Here is a 12,546-nt window from a genome sequence, read left to right on the forward strand (position 1 = left end):
CAAGGCCCTGAGGCTTTCGATCCTGGCTTACGGCAAGGCCGGACGCGGCCCCGAGGCGGAGCTGACCGCGCGCTATCTGGCGCGCATCCCATGGGACGCAACGCTCAGCGAACTGTCGGACAGCGCCAGCTTTCCCCCGGCTCCGGCCGGCAGCCGCACGGTGGTGCTGGACGAGCGCGGCACGGCGCTTTCCAGCCAGGCCTTCGCCGCGAAGCTGGGGCACTGGCGGGATGAGGGGGTGCGCGAAACCCGCTTCCTCATCGGCCCGGCGGACGGGCATTCGGCGGAAACGCGCGCGGCCGCTGACCTCTGCCTCGCGCTCGGCCCGGCGACCTGGCCGCATCTGCTGGCTCGCGCCATGCTGGCCGAACAGCTTTACCGTGCCTGGTCGATCCTGGTCGGCCACCCCTATCACCGGGACTGAAACCCAATCCCGTCACCCCGGGCTTGACCCGGGGTCCAGCTTTTGACGTGGCGGAACGGTGGAGGTCGCGAGCTGGACCCCGGGTCAAGCCCGGGGTGACGAGCGGTCAGGACCAATTCAAACCCGTCCGCCACTCTTTCACGCCCCGTTCAACCTGCTAATATTAAAAATCAGCCAGATGGCGACTCGTCCAGGAGGGAAGGGGGGCCATTTCGGGAAAAGGGTTGCGCGATGAAGCCGATCGTCCACACGCTGCTTGCGGGCTCCGCCGGGGCCCTGCTCGCCATCACGCTGCCGACCGCGGTGACGGCGGCGCGCGGCAACGAGACATGGCGCGAGCTGGACACGCTGATGGACGTGTTCCTGAAGGTGCGCGAAACCTATGTCGACCAGGTGGACGACAAGAAGCTGATCGAGGGCGCCATCAACGGCATGCTCGCCAGCCTCGACCCGCACTCCTCCTATCTCGACGCCCGCGATTCCGAGAATATGCGCACCCAGACCGACGGGGAATATGGCGGCCTCGGCCTCACCGTCTCGTCGGAGGACGGCGCCGTGCGCGTCGTGGCGCCGACCGACGAGACGCCCGCCGCGCGCGCCGGAATCAAGTCGGGCGACTTCATCACCCATATCGACGACCAGTTGATCGTCGGCTCCACGCTCAACGACGCGGTGGACAGGATGCGCGGCAAGCCCGGCACCACGATCAAGCTGACGGTCGTCCGCCCCGGCGAGCCGAAGCCGCTCAGCTTCAACCTCACGCGCGAGATCATCCGCATGCGCCCGGTCCGCTGGGAAGCGAAGGGCAATGTCGGCGTGATCCGCATCGCCGCCTTCAACCGGCAGACGGGCGAAGCGACTCGCCAGGCCGTCACCGAACTGACGAAGAAGATCGGCCCGGACCTCGCCGGCTTCGTGATCGACCTGCGCTCCAACCCCGGCGGCCTGCTCGATCAGGCGATCGAAGTGTCGGACACCTTCCTGGAGCGCGGCGAGATCGTCTCCCAGCGCGGCCGCAGCAAGGACGACATCGAGCGCTACTATGCCCGCGCCGACGACCTCGCCGCAGGTAAGCCGATCGTCGTGCTGGTGGACGAAGGCTCGGCCTCGGCCGCCGAAATCGTCGCCGGCGCCCTTCAGGACCATAAGCGCGCGCTGGTGCTGGGCCAGAGGAGCTTCGGCAAAGGCTCGGTGCAGACGCTGATCCCACTGACGCCGGACAGCGGCCTCAGGCTGACGACGGCGCGCTACTACACGCCCGCCGGCCGCTCGGTGCAGGAAGCCGGGATCGACCCGGACATCGTAGTGCCGCAGCTTTCGGACCCCAGCCGCAACGACCGGCCGCGTGTGCGCGAAGCCGATCTTCGGAACCATCTGGTCGCCGAGAAGAAGGCGGACGACAAGGTGATCGAGGACGACGGCAAGCCGGAACCGCGCTTCACCCTGACCGCCGACGAGCTGAAGAAGCAGGGCATCACCGACTTCCAGCTGGATTATGCGGTGAAGCTGGTCAGCCGGCTGGGGCCGTCGAAGCCGGTCACCCGCGTGGCGGCCGCGCCCGTGGCGACCGCACCAACCGTTGCACCGTCCGCCATCCCGCCCGTGCAGAAGTAAGGCAGTGGCGATGACGGGGGCACGGCAGGCGCCGCTACTGCTGTTCGCGGTTTCCGGCAGCCTGCTCCTCGGGGCGCTGGGCTTCCAGTATCTGGGCGGCCTGCCGCCGTGCGAAATGTGCTTCTGGCAGCGCTACGCGCATCTGGCGGTGCTGGCGCTTTCCGGCCTCGCCTTCGTGCTCGGCAACCGCGCGCTGGGCTGGCTCGCGGTCCTCGCCATGCTGGCGGCGGCGGGCCTCGGCCTTTTCCACGCCGGGGTGGAGCAGAAATGGTGGCAGGGCGTCACCGCCTGCACCGCGCCGGTCGCCTCGGGTATGTCCACCGCCGACATGATGGACGCGTTCCTGAACGCGCCGCTGACCCGCTGCGACCAAATTCCCTGGAGCCTTTTCGGCCTTTCCATGGCAGGATGGAACGCACTGATCTCGGCCGGCGCCGCGCTTTGCGCGGCGGCGGTGCTGATCTTCACGGCGAAGCGGAAGGCGCGATGAGCGAACAACCCAATCCCCGTCTGGCGGGCGACCCCGTGCCCGATACGGCCTCCATGATCCGCGTGGACCATGCCGGCGAATTCGGCGCCGTTCGGATCTACGCCGGCCAGCGCGCGGTGATGGGCAATCGCAGCCCGGTTTCCGCCGAGATCGCCCGCATGGCGGCGCAGGAAGACCGGCATCTGGAAGTGTTCGACAAGTTGATCGTCGAACGCGGCGTGCGCCCCACCTTGCTGATGCCGCTGTGGCATGGCGCCGGCTTCGCGCTGGGCGCGGTTTCGGCGCTGATCGGCCCCAAGGCGGCGATGGCGGTGACGGCGGCGGTCGAGACCGAGATCGACCTCCACTACCAGCAGCAGCGCGACCAGCTTGCCGGAGACGATCCGGAACTGGAAGCGGTGATCGCCGAATTTCAGGCGGAGGAAGTGGAGCATCGCGAAAGCGCCATCGCGCTGGGCGCGGAACAGGCGCCCGCCTATCCGCTGATGTCGGCCCTCGTCCGCGCCGGCTGCCGCGTGGCGATCCGCCTCAGCGAGAAGATCTAGCCTTGGCGCAGTTCCGCGCCCTGCGCGCCGGCAGACTGATCGCCGGCCTCTAGCCCCGGGCGCCGCAACTCAGGTGTCCGGGGCGGGGCACCTGCGGGCGGCGGCCGCTTGCCGTTTTCGCATGATTGCAAGCTGGCAGAGTCTCCGCCGCGGAATGCGGCGCGGCGGAGCCGGAACGATTCCCATGCGCAAGAACGGCCGAAAGGCTGATGAGCCTCCATCGCTTATGGGGCAGGTCGCAAGCCTGCCGCGCGCGCTTTCCAAGCTGGGCCATTGCTCGCGGACGGAGGCGCTGGCGCTGATCGAGGCCGGCCGCGTCTTCGTGAACGGCCGCCGCGCCACATCCGCCAGCCAGCGCGTGGACATCGCGCGCGCCCATATCGAAGTCGAAGGCCGGAAGGTGGAGGCCGAGGCCCCTCTCTACCTGATGCTGAACAAGCCGCGCGGCCTCGTCACCACCCGCCGCGACCCGCAGGCGCGCGGCACCGTCTACGACTGCCTGCCCGAAGGCCTGCCCTACCTCGCGCCGGTCGGCCGGCTGGACAAGGCGAGCGAAGGGCTGATCTTCCTGACGAACGACAGCGGCTGGGCGGACTATCTGATGAACCCGGCCTCCATGGTTCCCAAAACCTATCATGTGAAGCTGGACCGGCCCGCCGGCGAAGCGATGATCGCCGCGCTCCGCCAGCCGGTGGAGGATGGCGGTGAAAGCCTCAGCGCGACGGCCGTCCGCCTGCTGCGGCCGGGCGCGAAATCGAGCTGGATCGAAGTGGTGCTGACCGAGGGGCGCAACCGGCAGGTCCGCCGCATGGTGGCGGCGCAAGGGGCCAATGTGCAGCGTCTGGTGCGGGTGGCGATCGGCGGCGTGGCGCTGGGGCCGCTTGCCAAGGGAGCCGTCCGGCCGCTGGCGCCGGAGGAGCGCAAGCGCCTCGGCCCATGCCCCTGAAATCATGGCTGCTGCGCAGGTTGGCGGGCTGGTGCTGCACCGCACAAGAGGGCATAGGCCGAACATGAACCAATCAAGTCCGGTTTCCGATTCCACTTCCGCCCCTCGCGCCTGGCCGGTGCTGGCGGCGCTGGCGCTCGGCGGCTTCGCCATCGGCACCACCGAATTCGCCACCATGAGCCTGCTGCCCTTCTTCGCCCCCGATCTCGGCGTGTCGGAGGCGCAAGCCAGCCATGTCATCAGCGTCTACGCGCTCGGCGTGGTGATCGGCGCGCCGCTGCTGGCCGTCCTCGGCGCGCGGATGGACCGGCGCCGGCTGCTGATCGCGCTGATGCTGCTGTTCGCGGCCGGCAATGCGCTTTCGGCCATCGCCTCCGGCTTCCAGTCGATGCTGCTGTTCCGCTTCCTGTCGGGCGTGCCGCACGGCGCCTATTTCGGGGTGGCTGCGTTGATGGCCGCCAGCTTGGTGCCGCCGAACCGCCGGGCGCAGGCAATGGCGAAGGTGATGCTGGGGCTGACTCTGGCGACCATCATCGGCGTGCCCTTCGCCAACGCCGTCGGCCAGCAGTTCGGCTGGCGCTGGGGCTTCGGCATCGTCGCCGCCTGCGCGCTGACGACGGCGGCGCTGATCGCCCTTTTCGCCCCCAGCCAGCCGGCGCGCGCCGGGCAGAGCCCGCTCACCGAACTCGGCGCGCTCGCCAATGGCCGGGTCTGGCTGACGCTCTCCATCGGCGCCATCGGCTTCGGCGGCCTGTTCGCCGTCTACACCTATCTCGCTTCCACCATCCTCCAGGTCACGCTGGCGCCGCCCTCCGCCATTCCCGCCATGCTGGCGGTGTTCGGCCTCGGCATGACGATCGGCACGCTGGTCGCCGGCTGGGGCGCGGACAAGGCGCTGATGCCCACCGTCGGCGGCATGCTGGCGCTGGCGGCGCTGATGCTGTTCCTCTTCCCCTTCGCCGCGCACAGCCTCTGGACGATGGCGCCGGTCGTCTTCCTGATCGGCCTCACCGGCTCGTTCGGCGTGCCGTTGCAGGCGCGGCTGATGGATGTCGCCGGAGAGGCGCAGACGCTCGCCGCCTCGCTGCACCACAGCGCCTTCAACTTCGCCAATGCGCTGGGGCCGTGGCTGGCCGGCATGGCGGTGGCGGCTGGCCATGGCTTCGAATCGAGCGGCTTCGTCGGCGCCGGCCTCGCGCTCGGCGGCCTGCTGATGTGGGGCGTGGCGCTTCTCTCCGACCGGCGGATCAGAGGTCGAGCAGCGCCTCCCGCGCCAGCGGGATGGTGATCGGCCGCTGCGCCGCCATCGCCGCCGAATCGATCAGCTCCACCGCGCGGGCGGCGCTTTCGAAGCTCCGCTCGATCCGGGTCAGCACATAGGACGCGACTTCGGACGGGATATCGATCCCCCGGTCCCGCCAGAGCTTCTGAAACAGCGCTTCCAGAAGCGCGTCGTCCGGCGGGCGGATCTGCACGCGCGGCGTGGCCGCCAGCCGGCTGCGCAGGTCGGCAAGGCCGATATTCCAGTCGAGCGGGGCGGAACGCGCCGTCATCAGCAGCGGCCGCCGCTCCTCCATGGCGGCGTTCCAGGCGTGGAACAGCGCTTCCTCGCTGTGGGTGCGGTCGGCATCGTCCCACAGCCGGGCGTTGGCGCGGCGGGCGAAGATGGCGGCCAGATGGCTCTTCCCCGATCCGGTCGGGCCGATCAGGATGGCGGCCGGCAGCGGCCAGGTGGACCAGCTGTCCAGAAACTGCACCGCGTCGAGATTGGCCTCCGAGACGTAGAAGTCCTTCTGCCCCAGCGCCGCCTTCCAGCGCAGCGGCAGCACCATCTGCCGGGGCTCGTCCGCCGCCGTCATCCCTTGCCGCCGGGCAGCAGCGATTTGGGCGCGCCCTGCGCCGGGGGCGGCGCATCGGTTTCCTCGATCTCGGCCTCGCCGCCCACCGGCACCACCGGCGCCAGCGGCGTTTCGCCGGCGGCGCGGCGGCGCAATTGCGTGCCGTCCAGCCGAAGGCCGCGCTGGTCGAGCGCGTAGCGCAGTTCCTGCAGCGAAACGGCGGGGATGATCTCCAGAGTCGATTCGCCGCCCAGCACCAGGCTTTGCAGCCGCACGCCCACCACGCCGGGGGTCGCGGCGACGGTGCGCTGGATCGACTGCAGCGTCGCGTCGTCGGGCGTCTGCACCCTTACGCTCAGCGTCTGCGCGGCGGCGCCCGCCTCGAACCCGGCGTCGAACTGCGGGCCGGTGTCCTCCAGCTCGGCCGGCGGCGTCTGCTCCTCGATCAGGCTCGGGTCGGGCAGCAGGTTGCCGGCGCGCAGCGCCGCCACATACAGCTTGTCCGCCTCGCGCACGGCGGCGTCGGTCAGGCCGGCGACATCGCCGGCGCGGTTGCTCAGCCGCACCCGGCCCAGTTCCCGCCCGGCGGGGCCGAAGCGCACGATCAGCAGGCCGGAAACCGGCCCGCCGGAAAAGCTGCGGTCCATCACCAGTTCCGGGATCAGCACATCCGCCACCTGATAGCGGTCGATCAGCATGCGCCACAGGAACAGGTGGCGGCGCTCCGCCTGCCAGGCGTTCAGCAGGATCACGTCGCCCGGCGTCGGGCGGATCCGCACATAGTCGATGGGCGTCTCGCCCGCCCGCAGCCGCGACCAGGCGGCAAGCCAGGGCGAGCCCTCCTCATGCGCCTGCCTTGTGGCGGCGTCCTGCAGCACTGGGATCACCAGGAACGGCGGCGAGGAGGCGAGATTGGCGTAGCGTCCCAGATAGGAAGAGGCGCGCACCCGGTCGAACACCACCGCCAGCCGCGCCACATAGCGGTCCGGCCCCACCTGCTCGCGCTCCACCTCGATCGCGGAGACGATGCCGTCGAGCGCGCTGTCCGCCAGCTTCGGCGCGGTGGCGGGCGCCAGGCCGGACATCCGCGCCCAGAGCGCCGGCCAGGCCTGCCGCTGCGCCTCGCGCCAGCCGTTCAGCCGCGCGTCGCCGGGGCTCTTGCCGCCCACGTCCACATCCACCCCGGAAATCACCAGCCCGCCGCTGCCGCCGATGGCGGTCGGCGTGCCGGGGTCTGCGGCCTTCTTGCCGGGCCGGGCGTCCGCCGCGCGAAGGCCCTGCGCCGTGGCCGGGCCGGGAACGGCCAGCGCCAGCGCCATCAGGAAAGCAACGAAGCTTGAAGAGCGGATCATCCCCCAAGCCTTTGGCGCAGGAAGGCTGGGATTCCAAGTGGGATGGCGTTAGAGCGCGGCAATGAGCACGACCAATCGCCCGCCGGTGACACCCGCCACATACGCCGAGGCTGGAGTCTCCATCGAGGCCGGCAACCAGCTTGTGAAGAGGATCGCGCCGCTGGTGCGCGCCACCCGCCGCCCCGGCGCCGACGCGGAGATCGGCGGCTTCGGCGGCATCTTCGACCCGAAGGCGGCCGGCTTCACCGACCCGCTGCTGGTGGCGGCGACAGACGGCGTGGGCACCAAGCTCCGCCTCGCCATCGAAACCGGCCGGCACGGCAGCATCGGCCAGGATCTGGTGGCGATGTGCGTGAACGACCTGATCGTGCAGGGCGCGGAGCCTTTGTTCTTCCTGGACTATTTCGCCACCGGCAAGCTGGAGACCGGCGTTGCCGAACAGGTGGTGGCCGGAATCGCCCGCGCCTGCGCCGAGGCCGGCTGCGCGCTGATCGGCGGCGAGACGGCGGAAATGCCCGGCATGTATCAGGCCGGAGACTATGATCTGGCCGGCTTCGCCGTCGGCGCGGTGGAACGCGCGCAACTTCTGACCGGAGACAAGGTGGCCGCCGGCGACCTGCTGCTGGGGATCGGCTCGTCGGGCGCCCATTCCAACGGCTATTCGCTGCTGCGCCGGCTGGTGGAGGGGGAAGCGCTGGACGCGCCCGCGCCCTTCGACCCGTCGCGCAGCCTGATCGACGCGCTGCTGGCGCCGACGCGGCTCTATGTGAAGCCGCTGCTGCCGCTTCTGAAGGCCGGCCGCATCTACGCTCTGGCCCACATCACCGGCGGCGGCCTGCTGGAAAATGTCCCGCGCGTGCTGCCCGAGGGCTGCCGCGCGGTGATCGACGCGGAAAGCTGGCAATTGCCGCCGCTCTTCGGCTGGTTGCAGGCGCAAGGGCGGATGGAAGCCGCCGAGCTGGCGCGCACCTTCAACTGCGGCATCGGCATGGTGCTGGCGGTCGCGCCGCGCGAAGCGGAAGCCGTGACTTCGGCGCTGGTTGCCAGCGGCGAATCGGTCTTCGCCATCGGCCGCATCGAGGCCGGCGCGAAAGGCTGCGAGGTGCGCGGGGCCGTCGGGCTCTGGGGCCGGAACGAGGGCTGGGTCGCCACCCACGATGGCTAGGCTGAAGACCGCCGTGCTCATTTCCGGGCGCGGCAGCAACATGCTGGCGCTGGCGGAGGCCGCGCGCGATCCCGCCTATCCGGCGGAGATCGCGCTGGTGCTGTCGAACCGGCCGGCGGCGGCCGGACTGGACTCGGCGCGGGCGCTGGGAATCGAAGCGCTGGCCATCGCCCACAAGGAGTATCCGGACCGCGCCGCCTTCGACCGCGCCGTCAGCGCCGCGCTGAAGGCGCGCGGGATCGAACTGGTGGCGCTGGCCGGCTTCATGCGGATCCTCACGCCGGGCTTCATCGCCGACTGGCGCGGGCGGATGCTGAACATCCACCCCTCGCTGCTGCCGAAATATCCGGGGCTCGACACCCACGCCCGCGCCATCGCCGCCGGCGACCGGGAAGCCGGCTGCACCGTGCATGTGGTGACCGAGGAACTGGACGACGGCCCGATCGTCGCCCAGGCGCGCGTGCCGCTGGAGCCGAGCGACACCGCGCAAACGCTGGCCGCCCGCGTGCTGGTGGCCGAGCATGGCCTCTATCCACAAGCGCTGGCCCTCCACGCGCAGGCACTTCTGACATCCGGCAACAGAGGGCAAGAACCATCCCCCACTCCGTCACCCCGGGCTTGACCCGGGGTCCAGCTTTCGGGCGGTGGAGGCAAAAAACCGAACCGCTGGTCAAGCCCGCGATGACAAAGCGAAAACCGCCCGCCACAAGGCTGGACGCGGCCGCCACTTCCCCCTAGCGTCCCGCCGTCCACAGCGGCCGGAGGGGGCGATGGCGATGCGTAAGGTTTTTCTGCTCGGTGTTCTGGCGGCGGCGCAGCCGGCTCTGGCGCAGGGCCATGTGCCAGAGCCGATCAAGCAGCGGGTGAACGACCTCGTGGCCGCCTGCGCGCAGGCCGGCGGCAAGCTCGGCAGCATGGACGGGCAGGGCCGTTTCGTCATTCCCGTGGAACTGACCGGAGACGGCCGTACGGATTTCGTGGTTTCCGAAGCCAATTTCCCCTGCACGGGCCGGCCCAATCTGTTCCGCCCCGATGGCCTGGGCCGCGTGCAGGTCTATGCGGCGGACGCGAGCGGCGGCGCCCGCCTGCTGTTCGACGAGCGGCTGCTCGCCTACCGCCTGGTGGCCGGCAAGCCCGCGCGGCTGCAGATCGCCCGGCGCGGCGCGGCCTGCGGCCAGGGCGCCGCCGCCAACGCCCGCTGCGGGGATGAGCTCCGCTGGAACGCCTCCGCCGCCCGCTTCGACCAGGTGGCGACCGATGGCCGCCCAGCCGCCCCGCGCGCCATAGCCGCGCCGGAAGCGGCCGCCCCCATCCCGGCCGCTGCACCGGCCGGCGCCACCCCGGCCGCGCCCGCCGGACCCGTGCCGCCCGTGGTGGCCGGGGCGGAAGGGCGTTTCAAGGCGGCCTGCCGCTCGCGCTTTCTGGCCACCAAGCCGCCGAGGACGGACTGGATCGACGAGGCCTGCGCGGAGGAGTGGCAGAAAGTGGTTTCCACCCAGCCGGTCGCCGAAGCGCTGCTGCGCGCGATTCCGGCCGGGCCGGGCGCGGCCCCGGCGCTCGCCGATCTCCGCCAGCGCATGGCCGGCGTGCGCTGGCTTGCGAAACCGGTGCAGGACACATTGGCTACCGGCGTGTTGGGCGACTACAGCATCAGCATTTCCGGCAAGGGCCGGCCGGACAGCGTGAACGTCAACTGGAGCAAGGTGGGCGCGGAAATCCCGCTGGACCTGCCGGAGGCTTTTGCCGCGCGTGGCGCCACTCTCAAGCTTACGCGCTGCGAAAAGATGGGCACGGGAGAAGGCGAGCGCAACTGGACCGTCACCTTCCCCGGCCGGCAGCCTTTCGCGCTGGAAATCTTCCAGCGCACCGCCCCCACCGGCGGCGCCTGGAGCAACTACGCCGCCACCGTCCGTCTGGACGGCGCGCCGTCCACCAGGGGCCCGACCAACTGCGAGCGCTTCTTCTAGGTCGGGGGCTCCTATTCCCCTTCGTCACCCCGTCCCCTCTTCGTCACCCCGGGCTTGACCCGGGATCCCGCTTCTTACCTACGCTGGCCGAAAAGCTGGAACCCGGGTCAAGCCCGGGGTGACGGAAAATATATCCATTGTTTCTGTGGGTTATAAATCCATGGCCTGTCCCGTTCAAAGGCAATCATCGGAACGGGAACCCATGCGCACAAACAAGCAACTGAAGCGGCCGTTTCGATGCAATCAAAACGTGACTCGCTCGAACTTCAGGCCGGATCGAGCGGCGGGCGCCAGGCGTTCAGCGCCGCCTCCAGCCTGCCGCCCAGTTCCAGCAGCGCCATGTCCTCGCCGGCGCGGCCGATCAGTTGCACGCCGATAGGAAGCCCATCCGCTGTCCAGCCGGCGGGCAGGCTGAGCGCCGGCAGGCCGGCCAGATTGGCGAGCGCGCTATAATCCGCCAGCGTCTGCGGCGGCGCCTCGTCGAAGGGAAAGGCGGCTTGCGGAGTCGTCGGCAGCAGCAGCGCATCGGCGACATGCAGCACGGCCTGAAGCTCGTTCGCGGCCGCCTCCAGCGCCCGGCGCCCATCCGCCAGCGATCGGCCATCGGCCGAGCGGGCAAAGGCGAGCGCGGCATGGAAGTCGGCCGAGAACCCCTCCGGCTCAGCCGCTGCCGCCTTGCCGAACTGGTCGGCAGCGCCTTGCGCGACCTCGAGGAAAGCGGCGAGGCGCAGCCGCGCATGCTCCACCCGCACCTGCCGCGTCTCGACCGCCAGCCCCAACCCCTGCAACAACGAGGCGGACAGGCGAAGCGCGGCTGAAACAGTGGAATCCGGCTCCGGCCCCTGCCGGAACTCCAGCCGCGCGACGCGGTTCAGCGGGCGCGCGGCCCGAGGCCGGGCGATGGCGGACAGCAGCAGCGCGCAATCCGCCACCGAACGGGCGATCGGGCCGATGCAGTCCAGCCCGGGCACCAGCGGCACCAGCCCGCCCACGGGCACCAGCCCGTTCGTGGGCTTCAGCCCGGTCACACCGCACCAGGCCGACGGGATTCGGATGGAGCCCAGCGTGTCGGTTCCCAGAGCGGCCGCCGCCAGCCCCGCCGCGACCGCCGCCGCCGAGCCGCCGGAGGAACCGCCCGGCGTGTGGCCGATCCGGTGCGGATTGTGGGTGCGGCCGAAATGCGGATTGTCGGTGGTGGCGCCCAGCGCCGCTTCATGCATGTTGGTGAGGCCCAGGATCACCGCCCCGGACGCGCGCAACGCCGCGACGCAATCGGAATCCGCATCGGCGACATGCGCCCGAAGCGCGCCGATCCCGGCATGGGCGGGCATCCCCCTGGCGGCGATGTTCGCCTTCACCGCGACGGGCAACCCCTCCAGCGGCCGGGGGTTCCCGCTTTCGTGGCGCGCCGCCGATTCCGCTGCCGCCGCCAGCGCGCCTTCGCGGTCCACATGGGTGAAGGCGCCCAGCGCCGGGTCGAAGCGGTCGATCCGGTCGAGATAATGGCGGGTCGCCGCGACGGTGCTGGCGCGGCCGGCCCGGAAAGCCTGCAGAAGCGATGCCGCTCCAAGCTGGTGCAGACCATTTGCCATTGCGCGCTCCTTTCGCCACCTCGCCCGCTTCGGGCGATGGCAGGTGGCGCATTTCGCTGCAAGGCCACTTGCGCTAAGGTCAGGCCCGGTTCATGCGGCCGGGGGTTCAATGAATGTGCGGATTCCGCACACTAAGGAGAGTCGGCAATGCAATGGATGCTTGGTCTTGCCCTGGTCGCGGCGCCGCTCGCCTTCGCCGCGCCGGCTCTCGCGCAGGACGGCAGCTACCGCAGCCGCACCGTGGTCGTCTTCGGGGACGACCCCTGCCCCAAGGCGAACAACCCCGATGAGATCATCGTCTGCGCCCGCCGCCCCGAGGAAGAGCGTTATCGCATCCCCAAGGCCCTGCGCGAAGAGGAGAAGGCCGCCGCCATCGCCCGCCAGGACCAGGTCGGCGCCAACCGCGCGGCGCTGGCCAGCGGCCAGAATTCGGCCACCGGCATCGGCAGCTGCTCGACCGTCGGCTCGGGCGGGGTGATCGGCTGCACCCGCGGGCTGGACATCGTCGGCGGCGCCCGCACCGCTGTCGAAGGCGTGAAGACGGCCATCGAGCCCACCGACGAATAAGCCGGCAAGACCTGTTCAAGACAGCGGCGCGCGGGGCAACCCGCGC

The 12,546-nt window shown here is 70.5% G+C and carries 13 protein-coding genes; 10 read left to right on the forward strand and 3 right to left on the reverse strand.

Translation table 11 applies throughout. The features are described 5' to 3' along the window. The first annotated feature begins 7 nt into the window (after window positions 1-7). The 6 genes from L6Q21_RS17015 to L6Q21_RS17040 all read left to right on the forward strand — a co-directional run bounded on the left by L6Q21_RS17015 (window position 8) and on the right by L6Q21_RS17040 (window position 5,307). Complete coding sequence (locus L6Q21_RS17015) at window positions 8-424, forward strand: 23S rRNA (pseudouridine(1915)-N(3))-methyltransferase RlmH (protein ID WP_237831988.1); 417 nt, start codon at window positions 8-10, stop codon at window positions 422-424. Between the two features lie 231 nt (window positions 425-655). Next, window positions 656-2,038 (forward strand): S41 family peptidase, encoded by a 1,383-nt coding sequence (locus L6Q21_RS17020; protein ID WP_237831949.1) that lies wholly within the window; start codon window positions 656-658, stop codon window positions 2,036-2,038. 10 nt (window positions 2,039-2,048) lie between these two features. After that, window positions 2,049-2,528 (forward strand): disulfide bond formation protein B, encoded by a 480-nt coding sequence (locus L6Q21_RS17025; RefSeq protein ID WP_237831950.1) that lies wholly within the window; start codon window positions 2,049-2,051, stop codon window positions 2,526-2,528. Continuing rightward, window positions 2,525-3,073: a demethoxyubiquinone hydroxylase family protein gene (locus L6Q21_RS17030; protein ID WP_237831951.1), complete on the forward strand. Its 549-nt coding sequence runs from the start codon at window positions 2,525-2,527 to the stop codon at window positions 3,071-3,073. The genes L6Q21_RS17025 and L6Q21_RS17030 overlap by 4 nt, the downstream gene beginning before the upstream one ends. Before the next feature lie 226 nt (window positions 3,074-3,299). Then, the gene (locus L6Q21_RS17035) at window positions 3,300-4,019 is read left to right on the forward strand and encodes a pseudouridine synthase (RefSeq protein ID WP_237831952.1); all 720 of its coding nucleotides are present in this window, start codon (window positions 3,300-3,302) and stop codon (window positions 4,017-4,019) included. Window positions 4,020-4,083: 64 nt separating this feature from the next. Next, entirely contained in the window at window positions 4,084-5,307 is a 1,224-nt protein-coding gene (locus L6Q21_RS17040; RefSeq protein WP_237831989.1) for an MFS transporter, read from the forward strand. Here L6Q21_RS17040 and L6Q21_RS17045 read toward each other — a convergent pair. Both L6Q21_RS17045 and L6Q21_RS17050 read right to left on the reverse strand, forming a co-directional pair. Continuing rightward, a complete protein-coding gene (locus tag L6Q21_RS17045; protein WP_237831953.1) occupies window positions 5,267-5,878 on the reverse strand; it encodes an HdaA/DnaA family protein in 612 nt (203 codons plus the stop codon). The genes L6Q21_RS17040 and L6Q21_RS17045 overlap by 41 nt on opposite strands. Next, a complete protein-coding gene (locus L6Q21_RS17050; protein ID WP_237831954.1) occupies window positions 5,875-7,209 on the reverse strand; it encodes a heavy-metal-associated domain-containing protein in 1,335 nt (444 codons plus the stop codon). Before L6Q21_RS17050 ends, L6Q21_RS17045 begins: the two co-directional genes overlap by 4 nt. 61 nt (window positions 7,210-7,270) lie before the next feature. Here L6Q21_RS17050 and purM point away from each other — a divergent pair, with 61 nt between their 5' ends. The 3 genes from purM (at window position 7,271) to L6Q21_RS17065 (ending at window position 10,341) form a co-directional block, all read left to right on the forward strand. Continuing rightward, window positions 7,271-8,374 (forward strand): phosphoribosylformylglycinamidine cyclo-ligase, encoded by a 1,104-nt coding sequence (gene purM, locus L6Q21_RS17055; RefSeq protein ID WP_237831955.1) that lies wholly within the window; start codon window positions 7,271-7,273, stop codon window positions 8,372-8,374. Beyond that, on the forward strand, window positions 8,367-8,996 hold the full coding sequence (purN, locus tag L6Q21_RS17060) for a phosphoribosylglycinamide formyltransferase (protein ID WP_237831956.1): 630 nt from the start codon (window positions 8,367-8,369) through the stop codon (window positions 8,994-8,996). The genes purM and purN overlap by 8 nt, the downstream gene beginning before the upstream one ends. A 154-nt stretch (window positions 8,997-9,150) precedes the next feature. Continuing rightward, on the forward strand, window positions 9,151-10,341 hold the full coding sequence (locus L6Q21_RS17065; RefSeq protein ID WP_237831957.1) for a hypothetical protein: 1,191 nt from the start codon (window positions 9,151-9,153) through the stop codon (window positions 10,339-10,341). Between the two features lie 266 nt (window positions 10,342-10,607). Here L6Q21_RS17065 and L6Q21_RS17070 read toward each other — a convergent pair whose 3' ends face one another. Further along, complete coding sequence (locus L6Q21_RS17070) at window positions 10,608-11,933, reverse strand: amidase (protein WP_237831958.1); 1,326 nt, start codon at window positions 11,931-11,933, stop codon at window positions 10,608-10,610. 147 nt (window positions 11,934-12,080) lie between these two features. On the opposite strand from L6Q21_RS17070, the gene L6Q21_RS17075 reads away from it, so the two are divergent. Next, on the forward strand, window positions 12,081-12,500 hold the full coding sequence (locus tag L6Q21_RS17075; protein ID WP_237831959.1) for a hypothetical protein: 420 nt from the start codon (window positions 12,081-12,083) through the stop codon (window positions 12,498-12,500). Window positions 12,501-12,546 lie beyond the last annotated feature (46 nt).

The sequence above is a fragment of the Sandaracinobacteroides sayramensis genome (genome assembly GCF_022014495.1).
In the GTDB taxonomy this organism is placed as follows: domain Bacteria; phylum Pseudomonadota; class Alphaproteobacteria; order Sphingomonadales; family Sphingomonadaceae; genus Sandaracinobacteroides; species Sandaracinobacteroides sayramense.

Bases quoted from the DNA above. Each gene is read 5' to 3' on its own strand.
- L6Q21_RS17030 (WP_237831951.1), top strand. From the start codon at position 2,525: ATGAGCGAACAACCCAATCCCCGTCTGGCGGGCGACCCCGTGCCCGAT.
- purM (WP_237831955.1), top strand. From the start codon at position 7,271: ATGAGCACGACCAATCGCCCGCCGGTGACACCCGCCACATACGCCGAG.
- L6Q21_RS17040 (WP_237831989.1), top strand. From the start codon at position 4,084: ATGAACCAATCAAGTCCGGTTTCCGATTCCACTTCCGCCCCTCGCGCC.
- L6Q21_RS17045 (WP_237831953.1), bottom strand. From the start codon at position 5,878: ATGACGGCGGCGGACGAGCCCCGGCAGATGGTGCTGCCGCTGCGCTGG.
- purN (WP_237831956.1), top strand. From the start codon at position 8,367: ATGGCTAGGCTGAAGACCGCCGTGCTCATTTCCGGGCGCGGCAGCAAC.
- L6Q21_RS17070 (WP_237831958.1), bottom strand. From the start codon at position 11,933: ATGGCAAATGGTCTGCACCAGCTTGGAGCGGCATCGCTTCTGCAGGCT.
- L6Q21_RS17050 (WP_237831954.1), bottom strand. From the start codon at position 7,209: ATGATCCGCTCTTCAAGCTTCGTTGCTTTCCTGATGGCGCTGGCGCTG.
- L6Q21_RS17075 (WP_237831959.1), top strand. From the start codon at position 12,081: ATGCAATGGATGCTTGGTCTTGCCCTGGTCGCGGCGCCGCTCGCCTTC.
- L6Q21_RS17025 (WP_237831950.1), top strand. From the start codon at position 2,049: ATGACGGGGGCACGGCAGGCGCCGCTACTGCTGTTCGCGGTTTCCGGC.
- L6Q21_RS17035 (WP_237831952.1), top strand. From the start codon at position 3,300: ATGGGGCAGGTCGCAAGCCTGCCGCGCGCGCTTTCCAAGCTGGGCCAT.
- L6Q21_RS17020 (WP_237831949.1), top strand. From the start codon at position 656: ATGAAGCCGATCGTCCACACGCTGCTTGCGGGCTCCGCCGGGGCCCTG.
- L6Q21_RS17065 (WP_237831957.1), top strand. From the start codon at position 9,151: ATGCGTAAGGTTTTTCTGCTCGGTGTTCTGGCGGCGGCGCAGCCGGCT.